Consider the following 16,877-nt stretch of genomic DNA (forward strand, 5'->3'; position numbering starts at 1 on the left):
TTGTGCTAGGAGAGTATCCGATTCAGGGCGGCGGCGCAGCAGAGATCGCGGCCAGCGTCGAGCGTGCCGTCGGTGCGGGGGAGCTGGCGCCGGGCCAACCGCTGCCTCCCATGCGGGAGTTGGCCGTGCAGCTCGGGGTGAACCCGAACACGGTCGCGGCCGCCTACCGCACCCTGCGCGAGCGCGGGGTGATCGAGACCGCCGGCCGCCGAGGCAGCAGGGTGCGGCCCAAGCCGGCCACGACATGGCGCGAGCAGATCCGCGTGGACGTGCCGGACGGCGTGCGCAACGTGGCCGACGGCAACCCGGACCCCGCGCTGCTGCCCCCTCTGGCCGAGGCGTTCGCCGCGGCCGCGGGGCAGAGCGACCGGGAACCCGTGCTGTACGGGCACGATCCGGTGGAGCCGGAGCTGATGCGCCTGGCCCGGGCCGCTCTGGACGCCGACGGTGTGCCGGACGGGCCCGTCGCCGTGGCCTCCGGCTCGCTCGATGCCGTCGAGCGGGTCCTCGTGGCCCATCTCAAGCCGGGCGACCAGGTGGCGGTGGAGGATCCGGGCTGGGGGAGCCTGCTGGACCTGGTTCCGGCGCTCGGGCTGCGCACGATTCCCGTCGGCGTCGACGACCAGGGGCCCCGCCCCGACGACGTCCGCCGCGCGCTGGAGTCCGGCGCGCGCGCCGTGATCGTCACGGACCGGGCGCAGAACCCGACCGGTGCCGCGGTCGGCGCCGCGCGCGCACGGGCACTGAGGGCGGTGTTCCGGGAGCATCCCGAGACGTTGCTGATCGAGGACGACCACGGCCACGGCATCGTCGACGTGCCGCTGCACCCCCTTGCCGGCGTCACCCGCCACTGGGTGTTCGTGCGCTCCGTCGCCAAGGCCTGGGGTCCCGACCTGCGCCTGGCGGTGTTCACCGGGGACGCCGTCACCGTCGACCGGGTGCGGGGGCGCCAGAGCCTGGGCCCCGGCTGGGTCAGCCGGCTCCTCCAGCGGGCCGTGGTGCGGCTGTGGCGCGACGGCGCGGTCGACACGCGCGAGGTGGCGGCCTCGTACGGCGCCCGCCGGGACGCCCTGATCGAGGCGCTGGCCGAGCGCGGGGTGGCGGCGCAGGGCCGCAGCGGCATGAACGTCTGGGTGCCGGTTCCGGACGAGACGGGCGCGGTGGCCCGTCTCCTGCACGCGGGCTGGGCGGTCGCTCCGGGTGCCCGCTTCCGGCTGAACGCTGCGCCGGGGATCCGTATCACGGTGTCGACGCTGACCGCGCAGGAGGCCGGTCCGCTCGCGGCGGCGGTAGCGGCGGCGGTGGGGCCGGCGCCGGTCAGGACCTACGTGTAGGGCGCACCGGCCGGCATCGGGGCGCCAGGGGGATCCGCGCGGGCGGCCGCACCGCACCCGCAGTCGCGCGGGGACCGGGCTCTCCCTTTTCGAGGAGTTGCCAGGCCCTCCCTCTTCCCGGGGTGTACCGGGCCCAAGCTCTTCCAGGGGTGTGCCCGGCCCCCCTCTTCCGAAGGTGTCGTGCTTCTGCCGCTCAGGTGCCCCGCCGCACCTGGGTGAGCGCAGCCCCGGCGAGGACGATCACCGCTCCCACCGGGGTGGTCCACCGGAGCGACTCCCCGAGGATCGCGACTCCCGCGGCCGTGGCGATGACCGGAATGAAGTAGGTGACCATCTGCGCCGTGGTGGGCCCCACTTCGGCGACCAGCCCGTACTGGAGGAGCACGGCCAGCCCCGTCCCGAGAGCGCCCAGTGCGGCGATCGCCAGCAACGGCACCCATGACACATGTGCCGGGTAGCCGCTGAACAGCGGTGTGATGAAGGCAAGTTGGGCCGTGGCCAGGAGCAGCTGCGCACCGGTCATGGACAGATGGGAGTTACCGGTCCCCGCCAGCGTCCGCCGCACGTAGATCCACCCGACCGGATAGCTCAGCGAGGCCAGCAGCGCCATGGCCGTGCCCGTGGCGTCCAGGCCGTGGAACCCCTGCCAGGCGCCGAGAACGGTCAGTACCCCGAGGAACCCCAGGCCGAGTCCGGCGACGCGGACGCGTGTCGGCCGGTCCTCGGAGAGCGCGACCAGGGACAGGGCCATGCCCCACAGCGGGGAGGTGGCGTTGCAGATGCCGGCCAGGGTCGACGGGATGGTCAGCTCCGCGTAGGCGAACAGGGAGAACGGCAGGGCGTTCAGGAAGAACGCGGCCACCGCCAGGTGGCCCCAGACGCGCGCACCGCGCGGCAGCCGCTGCCGTTTCACGGCCATCGCCGCCGCCAGCACCGCCGTACCGAAGACCAGGCGGCCGAGGGTGACCTGGAAGGGCGCGTACCCCTCCGTGCCGACCTTGATCAGCAGGAAGCTGAAGCCCCAGATCGACGAGAGGACGCCGAAGCGCAGCCGCCAGTCGAGGCGGGGTCGGGGAGGGGCCGGGGCGGTGGTGGTGGACGGGGTGCCGGGTGCGGCGACGGTACGCATGGCGTCAACGATGCCGGAGGCAACCTCGTAGCACAATCGAGAATTCTCGCCGGATACCTCTTAGGATTGCTTATATGTTGAACCTTGAGCGCCTGCGCACCCTGGACGCACTGGCCCGGCACGGCTCGGTCAGTGCCGCCGCCGACGCACTGCACGTCACGACGTCCGCGGTCTCCCAGCAGCTGGGCAAGCTGGAGCGGGAGGTGGGCCAGCAGCTGCTGGCCAAGAACGGGCGGGGGGTGCGCCTCACGGACGCCGGGCGGCTGCTGTCCGAGCATGCGTCCCGGATCCTCTCGCAGGTCGAGCTCGCCCAGTCGGACCTGGAGGCGCAGCGCGGGCAGGTCGTCGGCGAACTGAGGCTGTCGGCGTTCCCGACCGCCGCCCGCGGCCTGTTCCCGACGGCGCTCGCCGCGCTGCGCGCCCGGCACCAGGGGCTGCGCGTGCGCTCCAGCGAACTGGAGCCGGAGCAGGGGGTCGCCGGGGTCGTCCGCGGCGACCTGGATCTCGCGGTCGTCCTCGACTGGTACAACAAGCCGATGCCCGTGCCCGACGGCCTGGTCAAGGCTCCGCTGCTGGACGATCCGGCCGAGGTCGCGCTGCCCGCCGGGCACCGGCTCGCGGACCGGGACGAGGTGGACCTCGGTGAGTTCGCCGAGGACGAGTGGATCACCTGGGGCGAGGGCGAGTTCTGCCACGAGTGGCTGATGTTCACGCTGCGCTCGAAGGGCATCGAGCCGATCGTCGGCCACCGTGCCGGCGAGACCCACACCCAACTCGGCCTGGTGGCAGCCGGGCTGGGTGTGTGCATCGCACCGCTGCTGGGCCGACACCCGGTGCCGCCGGGCATCGTCATGATCCCGCTCAGACAGCGGGTGCGCCGGCATGTGTACGTCGTCTGGCGCGCGGACGCCGACCGCAGGCCCTCGATCCGCGCGGCGGTGGAGGCGCTGCGGGCGGCGGCGCAGCAGCTCGGCTGACCGCTATCCGCCGAGCTTGCGGAAGTCCCAGGAGACGATCTTCTCCGGGGTCAGCCGGGCCCACGCGTGCCGGCCGTCGTGCGGCATCTCGTCCAGAAAGAAGTTCTTGCGCGCGAACAGCGTCTCGGCGGTGTCGAGTTCCGCGCACAGCTCCCCGGTGCGCGGCACCTCGCCCACGAACTCCACGCGGCCGGTCAGCTCGACACCGCGCAACTGGTCGTACTCCTCGCCGGAGTCGACCACGACCGCCACCCGCGGATCGCGGCGCAGCTGGGTCCAGCGCCTGCTGCGCACCACCGAGTACAGCCACAGCGAAGTGCCGTCCCAGGCGAACCACAGCGCGCTCACATGCGGTGTGCCGTCCGCCGAGACGGTTGCGACCCGGCAGGTGCGCTGGCTGGTCAGGAACGCGTCCAGCTCGCCGGGCGTCATCATGATCTTCCGGCCCCGGCGCTGCTGAGTGACGGTCATACGGCCCCCTCTTCTCCCACGTCGTGCCAGAGGAACGTCCTTGCTCCGCTGATCCTCTGACATCACGTCAGAAAAGGGAATGGTCCGTCCTGGCCCCTGCCGGCCCGTCAGTCCGCCCGTCTTCCGCTCGCGCCCCCGGCTGGTTACTCTCGCCGCCCCGCACCTCGGCGAACGGAGGCGGCATGCCGTCGTACGGAGATCTCGGCGACCTGCTCGACCCGGCGAGCACCGTCCTGCTGACCGTGGAGTGCCAGCAGGGGGTGGTCGGCCCGGACAGCGCGCTGCCCGAACTGGCCCGCGAGGCCCGCTCCTCCGGCGCGCTGCACAACGTCGCCCGGATGGTCGGCGCCGCGCACGCCACCGGGGTGCAGGTGATCCACGCCGTCGCCGAGCGCCGTCCCGACGGCCGCGGCGCCAGCCGCAACGCCCGCCTCTTCCGCGCCGCCGAACGGCTCCCCGTCCAGCAGCTGACCGGCACCACGGCGGTGCGCGTCGCGCCCCCGATCGAGGTCGCCGAGGAGGACTTCGTCGTACGGCGGCTGCACGGCCTGTCCCCGATCCAGGGGACCGATGTCGACGCCCTGCTGCGCAACCTCGGCTGCCGCACCCTGATCGTCACCGGTGTCTCCGCCAACGTGGCCGTCCCCAACGCGGTGTTCGACGCCGTGAACCGCGGCTACACCGTCGTCGTCCCGGCCGACGCCGTCGCGGGCGTGCCCGCCGACTACACGCCCGCGATGATCCGCAACACCCTGGCGCTGGTCGCGACGGTCACGACCACGGACGAGGTGCTCGGCCGCCTCGCCCGGCCGCACCGGCGGACGTGACGCGGCTCAGGCCAGTTTGATCTCCTCACCGGAGACGGTGATCTTCGCGGGAGCCAGTGGCTGGGTCGCGGGACCCTGCTTCACACTGCCGTCCGTGGCGGAGAAGTGGCTGTTGTGGCAGGGGCAGACGATGACGCCGTTCGCGACGCTGCCCACCGCGCAGCCCTGGTGGGTGCACTTCGACGAGAACGCCTTGTAGGTGCCCGCCGCCGGCTGCGTGACCACCACGCCCTGGTCCTTGAAGATCTTGCCGCCGCCCTGCGGGATGTCGGAGGTCTTGGCGAGGGCCGTGCCGCCGGCCGATCCGCCCGAGGCCTGGGAACCGGTGTCCTGCGAGGACCCGGCGGCCCCCGTGGACCCGGTCCCGGTGGAGCCTGTCGTGCCGGAGGAGCCGGAGCCGGTGTTGACGGTGTCGGACGAGCTGTCCCCGGAACCGCAGGCGGTCAGCGCGGCGGCGAGCCCGGCCGCTCCGGCCGCCGCCATGACGGTACGACGGGCCGGTCCTGCTTCGGGCTGGGGCGATGCGCTGGTCATGGATGCGTTCCCTTCCGCAAAGCTGTTCGTTGATCCGTCCAGGGGTACGGTTGCGGAGCACCACCTGTTCAGACGGCAACCAGATCTTTGCGCCCCGGACATGGGACGGCCGTGAGCCACGCCAGCCCGAAAGCTCTCGGCGGCTTTCGGCCGGGTGGGCCGCCGCTCCGCCGGTCTCCCGGCCACCGCCCAGTAACCTGGGGCGATGCTCAAGGAAGTCACCGCGACCCGCTACATCACGCCCCTGCGTGAGGGCGGCTCGCTGCCGGGGCTCGTCGAGGCCGACGACTTCGGGACCTACGTCATGAAGTTCACCGGCGCCGGACAGGGCCGCAAGACCCTCGTCGCCGAGGTCGTGTGCGGCGAACTCGCCCGGCGGCTCGGATTCCGGATGCCCCGTCTGGTCACCGTGCAGCTGGACTCGGTCCTCGGCCTCGGTGAGCCCGAGCAGCAGGTGCAGGAGCTGCTGCGCTCCAGCGGCGGCACCAACCTGGGCATGGACTTCCTCTCCGGAGCCCTCGGCTACGACCCCCTCGCCTTCCCCGTGAGTCCCGAGGAGGCCGGGCGCGTCGTCTGGTTCGACGCCCTGATCAACAACGTCGACCGCTCCTGGCGCAACCCCAACCTCCTCGTGCACCGCGGCGAGCTGTGGCTCATCGACCACGGCGCCACGATGATCTGGCACCACAACTGGCCCTCCGCCGAAGCCTCGGCGGCCCGCCCCTACGACGCCGGCGACCACGCGCTGGCCCGGTTCGCCCCGGACGTGTCCGCCGCCGCGGCCGCGCTCGCCCCACGGGTCACCGAGGACCTGCTCGCCGAGGTCACCGCCGAGATCCCCGACGCCTGGCTGGCCGACGAGCCCGGCTTCGACACCCCGGACGACCTGCGCAGGGCCTATGCGCGGCTGCTGTTCGCCCGGGCGGCCGTCATCGCCGAGCGCATCACCGGCATCGAGGAGGGCAAGTGAGCGAGACCCACATTCACATCGCCGGCCATGTGGCCGAGCGCCACATCACCCGGGCGGGCCAGGGCGGCGACCGGGACGTGTTCGAGTACGCCCTGCTGCGGGTCGTGCCCCGTGTCGAGCGCGGCGAGTGCATCAACGCCGGCGTGGTCCTCTACTGCCGCGCACAGGGCTACGTCGGCGCCCGCACCCACCTCGACGAGGCCCGGCTGCTCGCGCTCGACCCGGACGCGGACGTGGCCGGGGTACGGGCCGCGCTCGGCGCGATCGAGCGCCACTGCGCGGGCGGCGAGGAGGCCGGGCAGGCGGCCCGCGACGACGCCGGGCGGCGCTTTCGCTGGCTGATCGCGCCCCGCTCGGCCGTCGTGCAGCCCGGGCCGGTGCACACCGGTCTGACCACCGGTCCGGCGGCCGAAACGGAACGCCTGCTGGACCTCCTGGTGAGGTAATGGATCACACCGGCCCTGCCTCCCGTTGACACCGGGTGCCAGGGCTTCTAGCGTCACGTGTACTGAAGGTACTAAGCGGTCGCTCACCGCGCCGCGGGTTCTCTCAAGGGCGAGGAGAAGCAGCATGTCCACCACTGCACAGCGGGTCGCGGTAGTCACCGGCGCGGCGCGCGGCATCGGCGCCGCCACCGCCGTACGACTGGCCGCCGAGGGTCGCGCGGTCGCCGTGATCGACCTGGACGAGGCCGCCTGCAAGGACACCGTCGAGAAGATCACCGCGGCGGGCGGAAAGGCCATCGCGGTCGGGGCGGACGTCTCCGACGAGGCCCAGGTCGAGGCGGCCGTCGCCCGGGTCGTCGCCGAGCTGGGCGCCCCGACGATCCTGGTCAACAACGCGGGCGTGCTGCGCGACAACCTGCTGTTCAAGATGAGCGTCTCGGACTGGGACACCGTCCTGGGCGTCCACCTGCGCGGCTCGTTCCTGATGACCAAGGCCGTCCAGAAGCACATGGTCGACGCGGGCTTCGGCCGGGTCGTCAACCTCTCCTCGTCCTCGGCCCTCGGCAACCGCGGCCAGGCCAACTACTCCGCCGCCAAGGCGGGCCTGCAGGGCTTCACCAAGACCCTGGCCATCGAACTGGGCAAGTTCGGCATCACCGCCAACGCCGTCGCCCCCGGCTTCATCGCCACCGAGATGACCAAGGCCACCGCCGACCGTGTCGGCATGGGCTTCGACGACTTCAAGAAGGCCGCCGCCACCCAGATCCCGGTGCAGCGTGTCGGCGAGCCCGAGGACATCGCCAACGCGATCGCCTTCTTCACCGGCGAGGCGGCCGGCTTCGTCTCCGGCCAGGTGCTGTACGTCGCCGGCGGACCGCTGGACTAGGGAAGCCGGGACCAAGGGATATTGGGGAACACGGACATGACTGAACTTCCGGAGCTGTCCGGCAAGGTCGCGCTGGTCACGGGCGCGAGCCGGGGCATCGGCTACGGCGTCGCCGAGGCGCTCGTCGCCCGCGGCGACCGCGTGTGCATCACCGGCCGGGGCGAGGACGCCCTGAAGGAGGCCGTCGAGAAGCTCGGCGCCGAGCGGGTCATCGCCGTCGCGGGCAAGGCGCATGACCTCGACCACCAGACCGAGGTCGTCGAGCGCACCATGGAGGCCTTCGGCCGCGTCGACTTCCTGATCAACAACGCCGGCACCAACCCGGTCTTCGGGCCCATCGCCGACCTCGACCTGAACGTCGCGCGCAAGGTGTTCGAGACGAACGTGATCTCGGCGCTGGGCTTCGCCCAGAAGACCTGGCACGCCTGGCAGAAGGAGAACGGCGGCGCGATCGTCAACATCGCCTCGATCGCGGGCCTCGCGCCCTCGCCGTTCATCGGTGCTTACGGCGTCAGCAAGGCGGCGATGATCAACCTGACCCAGCAGCTGGCGCACGAGTTCGCGCCGCGGGTGCGGGTCAACGCGATCGCGCCGGCCGTCGTGAAGACCAAGTTCGCGCAGGCCCTGTACGAGGGCCGGGAGGCGGAGGCGGCCGCCGCCTACCCGCTCGCCCGGCTCGGCGTGCCCTCCGACATCGGCGGGGCGGCCGCCTTCCTCACCAGCGAGCAGTCCGACTGGGTCACCGGCCAGACGCTCGTCGTGGACGGAGGCATCTTCCTCAACGCCGGCGTGGGCGCCTGACCCCCCTGCTTTCCGGTCGTCTCTTTCGGGCGTCGTTTCCCAGCGGAACGGCGCCCGAAACGCGTTGCACGGTCCGCATAGTGGAATGACAACGTCGTCATAGCACATTCGATCAAGAAGGCCTGCTCCGGGGTGGTTCAGAGGCCCAGACGCTGCGGTATGGTCTGCCGACCCTTGGTATGGCAGATCGAGGAGCGTGCGCGTGTTCAAGCGGAACCGATTCCTGCGGAGAGTCGCGGCGATCGCGTCCATATCCCTGGTGGCCGGCTGCGGTCTGCTCTCCGGCGGCGACTCCGGCAACAAGGGGCCGATCGTCGTGGGCACCACCAGCGCGCCCAGCACCCTGGACCCGGCCGGCGCCTGGGACGGCTCCTGGGAGCTGTTCCGCAACATCTACCAGACGCTCCTCGCCTATCCCAACGGTGCCACCACGCCCCAGCCCGACGCCGCCGAGAACTGCTCCTTCACCGACGCGGCCAGCCGCACCTACCGCTGCAAGCTGCGCGCGGGCCTGAAGTTCGCCGACGGCGACCCGCTCGACGCCAAGGCCGTCCGGTACTCCATCGACCGCATCCGCACCATCAACGCCCCCAGCGGACCCGCCGGCCTGCTCGGCAGCCTGGACCATGTGGAGACGGTCGGTGACCGTGAGGTGGTCTTCCACCTCAACCAGTCCGACGCCACCTTCCCGTTCGTGCTGGCCACCCCGGCCATGTCGGTCGTCGACCCGGACGACTACCCGGCGAACTCCCTGCGCAAGGACGACCAGGTCTTCGGCTCCGGGCCCTACAAGCTCCAGTCCTACCAGGAGGACGACCAGGCCGTCCTGGTCCGCAACGACCACTACGAGGGCTTCGCCCAGCGCCAGAACGACGCGGTGACCATCCGCTACTTCCAGGACTCGTCCACCATGGTCAAGGCGCTGCGCGACAAGAAGATCGACGTCACCTACCGCGGCCTGGCCGCCGACGACATCCTCGCCCTGCAGCGCCACGGCAACACCGACCTGCAGCTGGTGGACGGCGCGGGCACGGACATCAGCTACCTGGTGTTCAACCCCAAGGACCCGTGGGCCAAGCAGCCCGCCGTCCGCAAGGCCATCGCCCAGATCGTGGACCGGGGCGCGATCACGCACAAGGTCTACAAGGACACCGTGGACCCGCTGTACTCCATGGTCCCCAAGGGCCTCACCGGCCACACCACCTCGTTCTTCGACGACTTCGGCGACCCGAGCGTCCCCAAGGCCCGCAAGATCCTCACGGACGCGGGCATCACCAAGCGCATCCCGCTCACCTTCTGGTACACCACGGACCGCTACGGCTCCGAGACGGCGCTGATGTTCCGGGAGCTGAAGCAGGAGCTGGAGGGCTCCGGCCTGTTCACGATCACCCTCAAGAGCCGCCCCTGGAAGACCTATGTGGTCGGCTACCAGAAGGGCGAGTACCCGGTGTTCGGCCGCGGCTGGTTCCCGGACTTCCCCGACGCGGACAACTTCATCGCGCCGTTCGTCGGCGAGAAGAACGCGCTCGGCACGCCGTACCCGTCCAAGGAGATCACCACGGTGCTGCTGCCCCGCTCGCGCAGCCAGAGCGACCGCGCCAAGGTGGTCAAGGACCTGGAGTCGGCCCAGCAGATCCTGGTGAACGACGCCCGGCTGCTCCCGCTGTGGCAGGGCCGGCAGTACGTGGCGGCCAGCGACGACATCTCGGGCGGCGAGCAGGCCCTCGACCCGTCGACGATCATGATGATGTGGGAGCTGCACCGCAAGACCAGTTGGTGAACGGGGATCGCGGCAGCGGTTGTCAGTGGTCGCCTGTAGGTTCTGAGATCTGCAAGTGACCGCACATCGTGAGGACGTTGACGTGACCGACATCGCCATGCTGCCCGAGTCCTGGCGCGGGGTTCTGGGCGACGAGCTGCAGCAGCCCTACTTCAAGGAGCTGACCGAGTTCGTCGAGGAGGAGCGGGCGAAGGGTCCCGTCTATCCGCCGCGCGAGGAGGTCTTCGCCGCCCTGGAGGCGACGCCGTACGAGAAGGTCAAGGTCCTCGTCCTCGGCCAGGACCCCTATCACGGCGAGGGCCAGGGCCACGGCCTGTGCTTCTCCGTCCGCCCGGGCGTGAAGACCCCGCCTTCCCTGAGGAACATCTACAAGGAGATGCAGGAGGAGCTGGGCCTGCCCGTCCCGGACAACGGCTATCTGATGCCGTGGGCCGAGCAGGGCGTGCTGCTGCTCAACGCGGTCCTCACCGTCCGGGCCGGCGAGGCCAACTCGCACAAGGGCAAGGGCTGGGAGAAGTTCACCGACGCCGTCATCCGCGCGGTGGCGTCCAGGCCCGACCCGGCGGTCTTCGTGCTGTGGGGGAACTACGCGCAGAAGAAGCTCCCCCTGATCGACGAGAGCCGACATGTCGTGGTCAAGGGCGCCCACCCCTCGCCGCTGTCCGCCAAGAAGTTCTTCGGCTCGCGCCCGTTCACGCAGATCAACGAGGCGATCGCCCTCCAGGGCCATGACGCCGTGGACTGGCGGATCCCCAACCTGGCCTGATCCGGGAGCGTCCCCGGCACGCACGGCCGAACCGGCGGATCGGGGCCGCGCGGCCCCGTGTCGTACGGGGCCGCCTGCCCGGGATTGCCGGTACGTGCGGCTAGCGTCGGGGCAGACGGCTGACGAGCAAGCCGACGACGGCCCGGAGGACGCGGTGGCGGAGCGACAGGAGAAGGCGGTGCCGGATGCCGTGCTGACGCGGATCGGGCAGGTCGTGATGCTGCATCACGGCGGTGACCGCGAGGAGGCCCGGCGCCGCTTCCTGGAACTGTGGGTCGAGATGGGCGAGGCGGGAGACCCGCTGCACCGCTGCACCCTGGCCCACTACCTGGCCGACACCCAGGACGACCCGGCGGACGAACTGGCCTGGGATCTCAGGGCGTTGTCGGCGGCGGAGGAGCTGACGGCCGGGCGGTCCGGGCCGGGCCCGTCGGCGGTCCACGGCTTCTACCCCTCCCTGCACCTCAATCTCGCCGCCGACTATCTGAAGCTGGGCCGCTGCGAGGCCGCCCGTATCCACCTGACCCGGGCCCGCCGCGCGGCCGACGTCCTCGCCTACGACGGGTACGGCACCGGTGTACGGGCGGCGATCAGCCGTCTGGAGCTGCGGCTGGGGGACGACGGAGCCGCGGACGGCGACGGATGGGGACCGCCGCGGCAGCGGCCCACACCGTAACGGGCATGCGCCCCCGGCCGGGTCAATGGCCGTACGTGCGCTCGCAGATCACCGACTCGGGGCTGTCCTTCCGCCAGCCGCCGTACGCCTTGCCGAGGGCGCACACGTCCGAGCCCTGCCCGGCCGGCGGCGGCGTGTGCGGGCGCGCGTGCGGGACGTCGGCGCGCGGCCGGCCGGGGCGTTCCGGCTGCGGCCGGGGGTGATGGGGGACGTCGGCGGGCGGGGCCGGCGGGCGGTGCGTGGCCGGTGCGGCCGGTGGCGCCGGAGCCGTCGGTGCCACCGGAGCCGCCCGGTGCGGTGCGGACGGTGCCGTGTGCCCGGGGCGCGGCGACGGGCCGACCATCTCCAGTGCCTCCCGGACGGGGGCCTGCACCACGCGCGGCCGCGTACTGCCCTCCGGCCGTGGCGCCGTCGGCTCCGAGGCGGCGCCGTCCGGCGGGGGACCGGGGGCCGGCGGGCGCTGTACCGTCACACAGCCGGCGAGGGCCGAGACGGCCACGGTGACCAGAAGCGCTGCGGCGGTCGTCGTTCGATACACCCGGGCAACTCTGCTGGGTCGGCAGCCGCCTTGGCACCGTACGCCGGAGACCGATGCCCCCGCACGGGTGATCTCGTGCCCCGTAAGAGGGGACTTCCGGTGCCGAGGATGACGTTCAGTCGCCGGTGGCGCCGTCGATCCGCTCCCGGGCGAGACCGGCGTGGCCGTTGTGCCGCGCGTACCCCCCCGACGGTGTGGGTGCGGATCCGGCGGGGGCTGAACGGTTCCTCGGTGAACCGGCCCGTGCCCCGGGAGAGGGCGTCGAGCGCGAGCCCGGGGGCGTTGCGCCGGGCCGCCCCGATCTCCGTCCGCCAGGTGCCGCACGCCTCCTGCCGGTCACCCGCGCTTCCCCGCAACGGCGTGCCGGGTGTCACCAGGAGGCCGCTCAGGTGCCCAGCATCCCCGTCAGCAGCTCCCGCAGCCCGCTGCGCACCTCCTCCAGGCTCGGCACCTCGGCGCTGAAGGAACCGGCCGCGCAGGAGAACATCAGCCCGTCCGCCCAGGCGATCAGCGACAGCACGTGCCGGTCCGGGGCCGGCGAGCCGACGGCGATGAGCAGCGCGGCCAGCTGCTCCTTGAAGACGGCGCCGGTCGCGTCGTAGAAAGCCCGCAGCTCAGGGCGGCGGGTGGCCTCCAGGGCCAGTTCGTAGCGGGCGATCAGCAGGTCACGGCCCCGGGTCAGGGAGCGGTGGACCGCCAGGGCGAGTCCCTCGGCCAGCGCATCGAGCCCGCCGTGCGGGTCCGGCAACTCCTCGAACGCGAGCACCCGCGCCTCCCGCTCGGCGTGCCGCCGTACCGCGAGTTCCAGCAGCGCCTGCCGGGTGCGCGCCAGGTTCGACGTCGAGCCCTGGGGCAGCCCGGCCGCTTCGTCCACCGCCCGGTGGGTCAGCCCACGCATCCCGCGCTCGGCGAGCAGGGCGAGGGCGGTGTCGGCGACGAGATCGGCGCGGGAGGCGCTGGGCGCGGGTGCGGACATGAACCGACCCTACCCGCCGCACTACTGCTGTAGTAAGGTCGTGCGCACTACAGATGTAGTTCCGTGGGGAATCCAGGAGGAGCCATGGCACAGCCGGCACACGCGTTCGTCATCGGAGGCGGGATCGGAGGCCTGACCGCCGCCGCGGCCCTGCATCAGGGCGGCTGGGACGTCACCGTCCTCGAACGGGCCCCCGCGCTGGAGCCGGTGGGCGCGGCCATCTCGCTCGCCCCCAACGCCCTGCGCGCCCTGGACGTCCTGGGCCTCGGCGACGAGATCCGTGACCTGGCCGCCTGGCAGGGCGACGGAGGCCTGCGCACCCCCGGCGGGCGCTGGCTGTCCCGCTCCGACGCCGAGGCCGCAGCCGCCCGCTTCGGCGGTCCGCTCGTCCTGCTGCCCCGCGCCACCCTCCTCGACCGCCTCGCGGCCCTGCTCCCGCCCGGCGCGATCCGCACGGCGGCGGCCGCGACCCTCACCGACCCCGGGGACGCCACCCGCCCGGCCCGGGTGCGCTGCGGCGCCGAGGAACTGGAGGCCGGCCTCGTGGTCGGCGCGGACGGCGTCAACTCCCGTGTCCGCCGCCTGCTCTTCCCCGCCCACCCCGGGCCCGTCTACGCCGGATTCACCACCTGGCGGGTCCTGATCCCCGTGCCCGGAGCGCAGTTCGCCTCGCACGAGACCTGGGGCCGGGGCCGCATCTGGGGCACACACCCGCTCAAGGACGGCCGGGTGTACGCCTACGCGGCCGCCACGGCCCCGGCCGGGGAGCACGCCCCCGACGACGAGAGGGCCGAACTGCGGCGCCGGTTCGGCAACTGGCACGACCCGGTCCCCGCCGTCATCGCCGCCGCACGCCCCGAGGACGTCCTGCGTCACGACGTCCACCACCTCGCCGAGCCGCTGCCCGCCCACCACTGCGGCCGGGTCGCCCTCCTCGGCGACGCCGCCCACGCCATGCCGCCGACCCTGGGCCAGGGCGGCAACCAGGCGATCGAGGACGCCGTCGTCCTCGGCCTCACCGCCCGGCCGGGCCCGGGGACGTCCGTCCCCGACCACCTCGCCGCCTACACGGCCGCCCGCCTGCCCCGTACGACCGCGATCGCCCGCCGGGCCGTCGGGGTGGCCCGCCTCAACATGGCCGGCAGCCGCACCGCCGTCGCCGCGCGCAACACCGCGATCGCCCTGGTGTCCAAGGCCGGACCGGCGCTGTTCCTGCGCGGTTTCGACGGCATTGCCGACTGGCGGCCCCCGTATGCTTCCGGGAAGGCACCCGCAGGAAACCGGTAGGGGAGAGCACGTGAAGGTCGGCTGCATCGGACTCGGGGACATCGCGCAGAAGGCGTACCTGCCGGTGCTGGGTGCGCAGCCGGAGACCGAACTCCACCTCCAGACCCGCACGCCCGAGACCCTCGCCCGGGTCGCCGACTCGCTCCACCTGCCTGCCGGCCGACGGCACACGAGCCTGGACTCCCTGCTCGACGCGGGACTCGACGCGGCCTTCGTGCACGCACCCACCACCGTCCACCCGGAGATCGTCACCCGGCTGCTCGATGCGGGCGTCCCCACGTACGTCGACAAGCCGCTCGCCTACCGGCTCGCCGACTCCGAACGCCTCGTGGACCTCGCCGAGCGGCGCGGCGTCTCGCTCTTCGTCGGCTTCAACCGGCGCTACGCCCCCTCGTACACGCAGTGCCTGGACCATCCGCGCGAGCTGATCCTCATGCAGAAGAACCGGATCGGGCTGCCCGAGGAACCGCGCTCGATGGTCCTCGACGACTTCATCCACGTCGTCGACACCCTGCGGTTCCTGGTGCCGGGCCCGGTCGACGACGTGACCGTGCGCGCCCGCAGCGAGGGCGGCCTGCTCCACCACGTCGTGCTCCAGCTCGCCGGGGAGGGCTTCACCGCGCTCGGCGTGATGAACCGGCTCAGCGGCTCGGCCGAGGAGATCCTGGAGGTCTCCGGCCAGGACACCAAGCGTCAGGTGCTCAACCTGTCCGAGGTGATCGACCACAAGGGGCAGCCGACGCTGCGCCGGCGCGGCGACTGGGTGCCGGTGGCCCGGCAGCGGGGCATCGAACAGGCGGTTCTCGCCTTCCTCGACGCCGTGCGCACGGGCAAGGTGCTCAGCGCCCGGGACGCACTGGCGACCCATGAACTGTGCGAGCGGGTGGTACGAGCGGTTGCGCCCGGCGCGGCCTGACCGCCCGCAGTCCCTCGGTCGCACCCAGCGCGGTCAGCACCAGCAGGGCGCCGTACACCGGCCAGTCGCCGAAGCGGACGTACGGGGTGATGCCGTGCGCCAGCGGCACGTCGTACACATGGGCGGTACTCGCGTCGGTGCCGAGCCACGGGCCGAGGCGCTGCCCGTCCGGGCCGTAGACGGCGGAGACGCCGGTCAGCGTCGCGTGCACCATCGGGCGGCCGGTCTCGGCGGCGCGCAGCGCGGCCAGCGAGGCGTGCTGCTCCGGGGCCCAGCTGCCCTGGAACGTCGAGGTGGAGGACTGGCCCAGGAGCATGTCCGCGCCGTCCTCGGCGAGATGGCGGCTCATGTCGGGGAACGCGGTCTCGAAACACACCAGAGGGCCGACGCGCAGCCCGTGCCCGACGTTCATCACGACCTGCTCGGTGCCGCGCCGCCGGTCCTCGCCGGCCGCCCTGCCGACCGAGGTGGCCCAGCCCAGCAGCGAGCGGGCCGGGATGTACTCGCCGAACGGGATGAGCCGCATCTTGTCGTAGCGCTCGCCGGTCGGCCCGTGCGGGCCGATGAGCACCGAACTCTTGTAGATGCCGGGCCGGTCGGAGCGGCGGGCGTCCACATTCACCAGTACGTCGGCGCCGGTCTGCCGGGACAGTGCGGCGATCCGGCGGGCCAGGTCGGGCCGGTCGTTCAGATCGAAGCCGACGCTGGACTCGCCCCACACGACGAGGTCGACACCCTGCCCGGCGAGCGGGCGGGTCAGCTGTTCCTCGCGGTCGAACCGCTTGTCGGGGCTGTCGTGCCCGTCCACGATGCCCGGCTGGACGACGGCGATGCGCGTCCGGCCGTCGACGTCAGGACGGGGCGCCCATGCCCAGGCCGCCGAGGTCGCCGCGGCTGTGGCGAGCAGCGAGGCCAGCGCCGGCACCCGGGCCTCGCGCACGGACATCAGCACCGCCGCGGCCACGTTCACGGCCACCACCAGGAAGCTGAGCAGCCACACCCCGCCCACCGACGCCAGCCGCAGCGCCGGGCCCACCTGCCACTGGCTGGAGCCGAGCATGCCCCAGGGGCCGCCGAGGCCCTGCCAGGAGCGGACCAGCTCCACCGCCAGCCACGCCGACGGCAGCACCAGCAGCGCGGCAACGCCCCGTGCCGGCGACGGAACTCCGCCCAGGAACCGGCGGACCAGCCAGCCCCAGGGCATCCAGAGCAGGCCGAGCAGCCCGGCTATCAGGAAGAGGAAGACGTTCAGGCTCGGCAGCAGCCAGTGGTGCACCGCCACGATGAACCCGAAGCCGCCGCACCAGCCGTCGTACGCGGCCCTGCGACCGGTCGGTGCCGCGCGGGCCAGCAGGATCCACGGCACGAGCGCGACGTAGGCGAACCACCACAGCGAGGGCGCCGGGAACGCGAGCACGGGCAGGGCGCCCGCGAGGGCGACGACGCAGGAGCGCCGCCAGGGTGAGGTCAGCCAGCGGTCGATCGTCCTCATACGGAGTCTCCCTACCCGGGGCTGACTCCAGTGTGCGCGTCCGGAGCGATCTCCGACAGAGGGCATCGGGC

The 16,877-nt window shown here is 72.6% G+C and carries 18 protein-coding genes; 12 read left to right on the plus strand and 6 right to left on the minus strand.

Annotation, left to right across the window (positions count from 1 at the left end; all coding sequences use genetic code 11):
* The first annotated feature begins 2 nt into the window (after positions 1–2).
* Positions 3–1,334 carry an aminotransferase class I/II-fold pyridoxal phosphate-dependent enzyme gene (locus tag ACFZCP_RS43805; RefSeq protein ID WP_391442341.1) on the plus strand — a complete coding sequence of 444 codons (1,332 nt, stop codon included), beginning with the start codon at positions 3–5 and terminating at the stop codon, positions 1,332–1,334.
* 193 nt (positions 1,335–1,527) lie between these two features.
* On the opposite strand, the gene ACFZCP_RS43810 is transcribed toward ACFZCP_RS43805, so the two are convergent.
* Positions 1,528–2,463, minus strand: a complete 936-nt coding sequence (locus tag ACFZCP_RS43810; RefSeq protein WP_362694740.1) for a DMT family transporter — start codon at positions 2,461–2,463, stop codon at positions 1,528–1,530.
* 74 nt (positions 2,464–2,537) lie between these two features.
* On the opposite strand from ACFZCP_RS43810, the gene ACFZCP_RS43815 reads away from it, so the two are divergent.
* Positions 2,538–3,440, plus strand: a complete 903-nt coding sequence (locus ACFZCP_RS43815; RefSeq protein WP_391442342.1) for a LysR substrate-binding domain-containing protein — start codon at positions 2,538–2,540, stop codon at positions 3,438–3,440.
* A 3-nt stretch (positions 3,441–3,443) separates the two neighbouring features.
* Here the strand turns inward: ACFZCP_RS43815 and ACFZCP_RS43820 are convergent, their stop codons facing one another.
* Complete coding sequence (locus tag ACFZCP_RS43820; protein WP_391442343.1) at positions 3,444–3,911, minus strand: pyridoxamine 5'-phosphate oxidase family protein; 468 nt, start codon at positions 3,909–3,911, stop codon at positions 3,444–3,446.
* A 182-nt stretch (positions 3,912–4,093) separates the two neighbouring features.
* On the opposite strand from ACFZCP_RS43820, the gene ACFZCP_RS43825 reads away from it, so the two are divergent.
* Positions 4,094–4,738 carry an isochorismatase family protein gene (locus tag ACFZCP_RS43825; protein ID WP_391442344.1) on the plus strand — a complete coding sequence of 215 codons (645 nt, stop codon included), beginning with the start codon at positions 4,094–4,096 and terminating at the stop codon, positions 4,736–4,738.
* Between the two features lie 6 nt (positions 4,739–4,744).
* On the opposite strand, the gene ACFZCP_RS43830 is transcribed toward ACFZCP_RS43825, so the two are convergent.
* On the minus strand, positions 4,745–5,272 hold the full coding sequence (locus tag ACFZCP_RS43830; RefSeq protein ID WP_391442345.1) for a Rieske 2Fe-2S domain-containing protein: 528 nt from the start codon (positions 5,270–5,272) through the stop codon (positions 4,745–4,747).
* A gap of 205 nt (positions 5,273–5,477) precedes the next feature.
* On the opposite strand from ACFZCP_RS43830, the gene ACFZCP_RS43835 reads away from it, so the two are divergent.
* The 7 genes from ACFZCP_RS43835 (at position 5,478) to ACFZCP_RS43865 (ending at position 11,597) form a co-directional block, all read left to right on the plus strand.
* A complete protein-coding gene (locus ACFZCP_RS43835) occupies positions 5,478–6,242 on the plus strand; it encodes a HipA family kinase (RefSeq protein ID WP_391442346.1) in 765 nt (254 codons plus the stop codon).
* A complete protein-coding gene (locus ACFZCP_RS43840; RefSeq protein ID WP_362694758.1) occupies positions 6,239–6,688 on the plus strand; it encodes a DUF3037 domain-containing protein in 450 nt (149 codons plus the stop codon). Before ACFZCP_RS43835 ends, ACFZCP_RS43840 begins: the two co-directional genes overlap by 4 nt.
* Positions 6,689–6,812: 124 nt before the next feature.
* Positions 6,813–7,574 (plus strand): 3-oxoacyl-ACP reductase FabG, encoded by a 762-nt coding sequence (fabG, locus tag ACFZCP_RS43845; RefSeq protein ID WP_362694761.1) that lies wholly within the window; start codon positions 6,813–6,815, stop codon positions 7,572–7,574.
* Between the two features lie 36 nt (positions 7,575–7,610).
* Positions 7,611–8,375, plus strand: a complete 765-nt coding sequence (locus tag ACFZCP_RS43850) for a glucose 1-dehydrogenase (protein ID WP_391442347.1) — start codon at positions 7,611–7,613, stop codon at positions 8,373–8,375.
* A 202-nt stretch (positions 8,376–8,577) separates the two neighbouring features.
* On the plus strand, positions 8,578–10,155 hold the full coding sequence (locus ACFZCP_RS43855) for an ABC transporter substrate-binding protein (RefSeq protein WP_391442348.1): 1,578 nt from the start codon (positions 8,578–8,580) through the stop codon (positions 10,153–10,155).
* A gap of 82 nt (positions 10,156–10,237) precedes the next feature.
* Complete coding sequence (locus tag ACFZCP_RS43860; protein ID WP_362694770.1) at positions 10,238–10,921, plus strand: uracil-DNA glycosylase; 684 nt, start codon at positions 10,238–10,240, stop codon at positions 10,919–10,921.
* Positions 10,922–11,075: 154 nt separating this feature from the next.
* Positions 11,076–11,597, plus strand: a complete 522-nt coding sequence (locus ACFZCP_RS43865; protein ID WP_362694773.1) for a hypothetical protein — start codon at positions 11,076–11,078, stop codon at positions 11,595–11,597.
* A 22-nt stretch (positions 11,598–11,619) separates the two neighbouring features.
* Here the strand turns inward: ACFZCP_RS43865 and ACFZCP_RS43870 are convergent, their stop codons facing one another.
* Positions 11,620–12,135 carry a hypothetical protein gene (locus ACFZCP_RS43870; RefSeq protein WP_391442349.1) on the minus strand — a complete coding sequence of 172 codons (516 nt, stop codon included), beginning with the start codon at positions 12,133–12,135 and terminating at the stop codon, positions 11,620–11,622.
* A gap of 385 nt (positions 12,136–12,520) precedes the next feature.
* Positions 12,521–13,111, minus strand: a complete 591-nt coding sequence (locus ACFZCP_RS43875) for a TetR/AcrR family transcriptional regulator (protein WP_391442350.1) — start codon at positions 13,109–13,111, stop codon at positions 12,521–12,523.
* An 84-nt stretch (positions 13,112–13,195) separates the two neighbouring features.
* Here ACFZCP_RS43875 and ACFZCP_RS43880 point away from each other — a divergent pair, with 84 nt between their 5' ends.
* Both ACFZCP_RS43880 and ACFZCP_RS43885 read left to right on the plus strand, forming a co-directional pair.
* Complete coding sequence (locus ACFZCP_RS43880; protein ID WP_391442351.1) at positions 13,196–14,398, plus strand: FAD-dependent monooxygenase; 1,203 nt, start codon at positions 13,196–13,198, stop codon at positions 14,396–14,398.
* Positions 14,399–14,408: 10 nt separating this feature from the next.
* Positions 14,409–15,314: a Gfo/Idh/MocA family oxidoreductase gene (locus ACFZCP_RS43885; RefSeq protein ID WP_391442352.1), complete on the plus strand. Its 906-nt coding sequence runs from the start codon at positions 14,409–14,411 to the stop codon at positions 15,312–15,314.
* Here the strand turns inward: ACFZCP_RS43885 and lnt are convergent.
* Complete coding sequence (lnt, locus tag ACFZCP_RS43890; RefSeq protein ID WP_391442353.1) at positions 15,238–16,806, minus strand: apolipoprotein N-acyltransferase; 1,569 nt, start codon at positions 16,804–16,806, stop codon at positions 15,238–15,240. The two genes, ACFZCP_RS43885 and lnt, sit on opposite strands and share 77 nt — an antisense overlap.
* Positions 16,807–16,877: the final 71 nt, after the last annotated feature.

It is taken from the genome of Streptomyces sp. NPDC007971 (assembly GCF_042958635.1).
In the GTDB taxonomy this organism is placed as follows: Bacteria; Actinomycetota; Actinomycetes; order Streptomycetales; family Streptomycetaceae; genus Streptomyces.

What these genes read in the sequence shown, in the direction of transcription:
- ACFZCP_RS43835 (WP_391442346.1), top strand. Translation starts at nt 5,478, where the DNA reads ATGCTCAAGGAAGTCACCGCGACCCGCTACATCACGCCCCTGCGTGAG.
- ACFZCP_RS43850 (WP_391442347.1), top strand. Translation starts at nt 7,611, where the DNA reads ATGACTGAACTTCCGGAGCTGTCCGGCAAGGTCGCGCTGGTCACGGGC.
- ACFZCP_RS43820 (WP_391442343.1), bottom strand. Translation starts at nt 3,911, where the DNA reads ATGACCGTCACTCAGCAGCGCCGGGGCCGGAAGATCATGATGACGCCC.
- ACFZCP_RS43815 (WP_391442342.1), top strand. Translation starts at nt 2,538, where the DNA reads ATGTTGAACCTTGAGCGCCTGCGCACCCTGGACGCACTGGCCCGGCAC.
- fabG (WP_362694761.1), top strand. Translation starts at nt 6,813, where the DNA reads ATGTCCACCACTGCACAGCGGGTCGCGGTAGTCACCGGCGCGGCGCGC.
- ACFZCP_RS43880 (WP_391442351.1), top strand. Translation starts at nt 13,196, where the DNA reads ATGGCACAGCCGGCACACGCGTTCGTCATCGGAGGCGGGATCGGAGGC.
- ACFZCP_RS43810 (WP_362694740.1), bottom strand. Translation starts at nt 2,463, where the DNA reads ATGCGTACCGTCGCCGCACCCGGCACCCCGTCCACCACCACCGCCCCG.
- ACFZCP_RS43830 (WP_391442345.1), bottom strand. Translation starts at nt 5,272, where the DNA reads ATGACCAGCGCATCGCCCCAGCCCGAAGCAGGACCGGCCCGTCGTACC.
- ACFZCP_RS43875 (WP_391442350.1), bottom strand. Translation starts at nt 13,111, where the DNA reads ATGTCCGCACCCGCGCCCAGCGCCTCCCGCGCCGATCTCGTCGCCGAC.
- lnt (WP_391442353.1), bottom strand. Translation starts at nt 16,806, where the DNA reads ATGAGGACGATCGACCGCTGGCTGACCTCACCCTGGCGGCGCTCCTGC.
- ACFZCP_RS43825 (WP_391442344.1), top strand. Translation starts at nt 4,094, where the DNA reads ATGCCGTCGTACGGAGATCTCGGCGACCTGCTCGACCCGGCGAGCACC.